This is a genomic window from Streptomyces lancefieldiae (genome assembly GCF_031845825.1).
Taxonomy (GTDB): domain Bacteria; phylum Actinomycetota; class Actinomycetes; order Streptomycetales; family Streptomycetaceae; genus Streptomyces; species Streptomyces lancefieldiae.
Genome location: NZ_JAVRFH010000167.1, coordinates 1 through 2,957 on the forward strand (window position 1 = coordinate 1; position 2,957 = coordinate 2,957).

Annotated in this window: 1 protein-coding gene and 2 pseudogenes; 2 read left to right on the forward strand and 1 reads right to left on the reverse strand. The window is 64.6% G+C overall.

The window, feature by feature from the left end:
* Positions 1-93 precede the first annotated feature (93 nt).
* Positions 94-678 carry an Arm DNA-binding domain-containing protein gene (locus tag RM812_RS41225; protein WP_311586022.1) on the reverse strand — a complete coding sequence of 195 codons (585 nt, stop codon included), beginning with the start codon at positions 676-678 and terminating at the stop codon, positions 94-96.
* Positions 679-1,851: 1,173 nt separating this feature from the next.
* Between RM812_RS41225 and RM812_RS41230 the strand changes: the two are divergent.
* A pseudogene (locus tag RM812_RS41230) lies at positions 1,852-2,686 on the forward strand (transposase); the annotation flags it as partial.
* 209 nt (positions 2,687-2,895) lie between these two features.
* Positions 2,896-2,957, forward strand: a pseudogene (locus RM812_RS43460) (helix-turn-helix domain-containing protein); the annotation flags it as partial.

Below are 2,957 nucleotides of genomic sequence, written 5' to 3' on the forward strand. Positions count from 1 at the left end.
CGTAGAAAGTGCCCTCCGCCTGGACCGACAGAACCCCTCAGCAAGGTTCATCGTCCCAGGTCAGGAAGGCACTTTCGCGTTTCCGCCCCAAAGTCAGGCGTACCCAAGTGAAACGGCGAGGTTAGTCTTCCGCTCCGCCTTCCGGGCCTTCAGCGGAATGTGCACCTCGCTGGCTACGTTGACGGTCACCAGACCGCGTGTGACAGCGCGATTCAGGGCGTCTTTCAGTCTGGCCAGGCTCATGTCAACCGAGGTGACCCCGAGACCCGTTCCCGCCTTCCCGCCCCGCACACGGCCTCCCTGGAGAGCCCACCGCATCCACGCCACCACATGGTCCTCCGTGAGTTCCTGCAGCCGGACGTTCCCGAGCTTCCCGCGTACACGATCCAGCGTCACCCGGTAGTTGTAGACCGTGGTCGGCTCCAAGTCTTCGGCCTTCATCACGAGCCACTGATCCAGCCACTCGTTCACGGTGATCTTGTTGGGCGGGACGAATGTCCCTTCGTGCCGCTTGCTGGTGATACGGGCGTACTCCGCCTTCGCTTCCCTCAGCGTGTTGAAGGTACGCCGGAGCTGCTTCCGCTTCCCCGTCTCCGGGTCCGTGCCGGCGTCCACCACGAAGCGGTAGCGCACCTTTCCCTTTGCGTTTGGGGGCAGCTTCTTGATCGGTTCGGACACCTCAATCTCCTTCGTTAACAGCCGGGCTTTTCAGCATTTCTGTTCTCAAAGTCTTCGCGACATATTCACAGAGGCCAGTTGGATGAACAGTTACTGTGGCGACTGCGCCTCTCTTTTCACCAGTCGCAGAAGGGGGGGCCTGGCGTTGTGCAGTTCACTGCCCACCCGTCGACCGTCAGTTTCCGGACGGAACGCCTTACTGCCGAGACGCATCCCTTTACCCGGAAACGAAGAAGCGAACTGCAGACATGACGGCTAGCATGACCCAGCCAACACCCTGCAAGGCAGGGGAATTCTCAGACAAATAGTTGGGTATGGAGGTCATCGCAGAGGCCACTCAGGGATGAATGAGGGCAGCCAGAAGCGACCGTGACCCGCGCCATCCAGCAGAGTGCCGCAGTTGCAGTAGGGACTAACCGCTTGCCATCTCCTCATGTTCCTACCGGCATCGTTCAGTGCGTCGCTTCGGGCTCCGCCAGCCAAGCAGAGCCGGACCAACCGCCCCATGGTCTGAAGTATCGCCGGTTGGCCCAACCGGCGATCGTCGTCTATGTTGCACCTCTCCCTACTTTCTGGCCGTCCCGGGTTGAGCCGGGCCGCCAAGCTCTCCAGGAGAGATGACTAGGGCAAGCGTCCGGAAGGAACGCATCGCACATCGACGGAGAGCTTCTCCTGATCTCGCCACCGACAAGTCGCTTCCCTTCACTCCCTTCTGAGGTGTTGTACGTTGACATAGACGGGAAATTGGTTCCAGGTCTTGCGGAAGATTCCTCGTCTGCCATGAGCGAATACCAAGATCACCTTGCGGGACCGCCGCAGATACACCCTGTGGTGCAGGGCCCCGGCGTTCTCGCAGAATGCCCGTTTCGTGAGGCCATCGCCGATAGCCCGCAGGCCGTTCCACCAGCTACGACAGCGAGGTCCCGGCGGGATCCGCCAGGGTTCAAACCGGGCGAACCACGAGAACGCCGGGGCCTTGCCCTGTGGCGACCTCCTCTAGCCTCGATCTTTCGTGACGGTCCGTCGGTTTCTTCGGCCGGCCATTTCGGTTGTTCGGAGTGCTGGTGGCCAGGCCGATGGCCCGGCTGTCGCGTCGGGTGGGCGCCGGGTTCCACGGCTCCGGTCGGGGTGGTGCTGCTCGCAGGGACGGGAACAGGCTGGTTCGTCGATGACGGAAGCGGGGAGCCGATGGCCGGCCTGCTCAGGCGGGGTAACGTGGGCAGCAACACCGCCGCCGACCACATCACCACCACCCAACTCGCCCTGGTCCAGCTGTCGAAGAAGTACCGACGCGGACGCCGGACCTGATCCGCACCGACTCCGGAGGCGGAACCCACAAGTTCGTCGCCTGGCTCGCCCAGCGCGGCCGGTGGACGGCGTACTCCGTCGGCATGACCATCACCGACGCCATCCACCACGCCGTCCTCATGATCCCGCCCACCGCATGGACAGTGGCCGTCGAGCCGGGCGGCGAGATCCGCGACGGCGCCTGGGCCGCCGAACTCACCGGCGACGTCCTCACCGGCCGGCCGCAGGGGATGCGGCTGATCGTCCGCAAGGACGGCCGCACCCCGGCGCACAGTTGCGCTTCACCGACGCCGACAGCCTGCGGCTCACCGCGTTCGCCACCAACACCACCGGCGATCCGATCTCCGCGCTCGAACTGCGGCACCGCCAGCGCGCGAGGGCCGAGGACCGCATCCGGGCCGCCCGAGCCACCAGCCTGCGCAACCTTCCCCTGCACGACACCGCGCAGAACCAGACCTGGTTGGAGATCGCCCTCGACCTGCTGGCCTGGATGCCCATGCTCGCTCTGACCGGCGAAACCCGCAGGTGGGAGCCCCGTCGTCTCCGGCTCCGGCTCTTCTCCGCCGCCGCCCTAGAAGCGGCGCCTGCGTGGCCGTGGGGAAGAACGGTCTTGGTCAACCAGCTTGCGGATTCTGCCCATGAGCGACCGCCGGGGTGCGTGTCGCGCACGCTCCGAGGCCAGCCGCGTGGGCTCGCATAGTGCGGCGGCGATAGCCGCTCTGAAGCGAGCCATGTGCTACCGCCGGCGAGCAACCGACGGTCCCGGGCAAGCCGCCACCAAGCGCAAACTCAAGACCGCTGCCAATCCACTCGAACGAAACAAGAGCAGATGGATTCCCGCCAGTTACTGAGGTTTTCGGATTGTCGTCGGGTAGTGACGGTTCATGATCCCCGCGGTATGCCGATGAGGTGAGGTATCCAGAGGGTGGGGGCCTGACCGCTGAGCGGCGGGCATTTCGTGAGGGGATCCG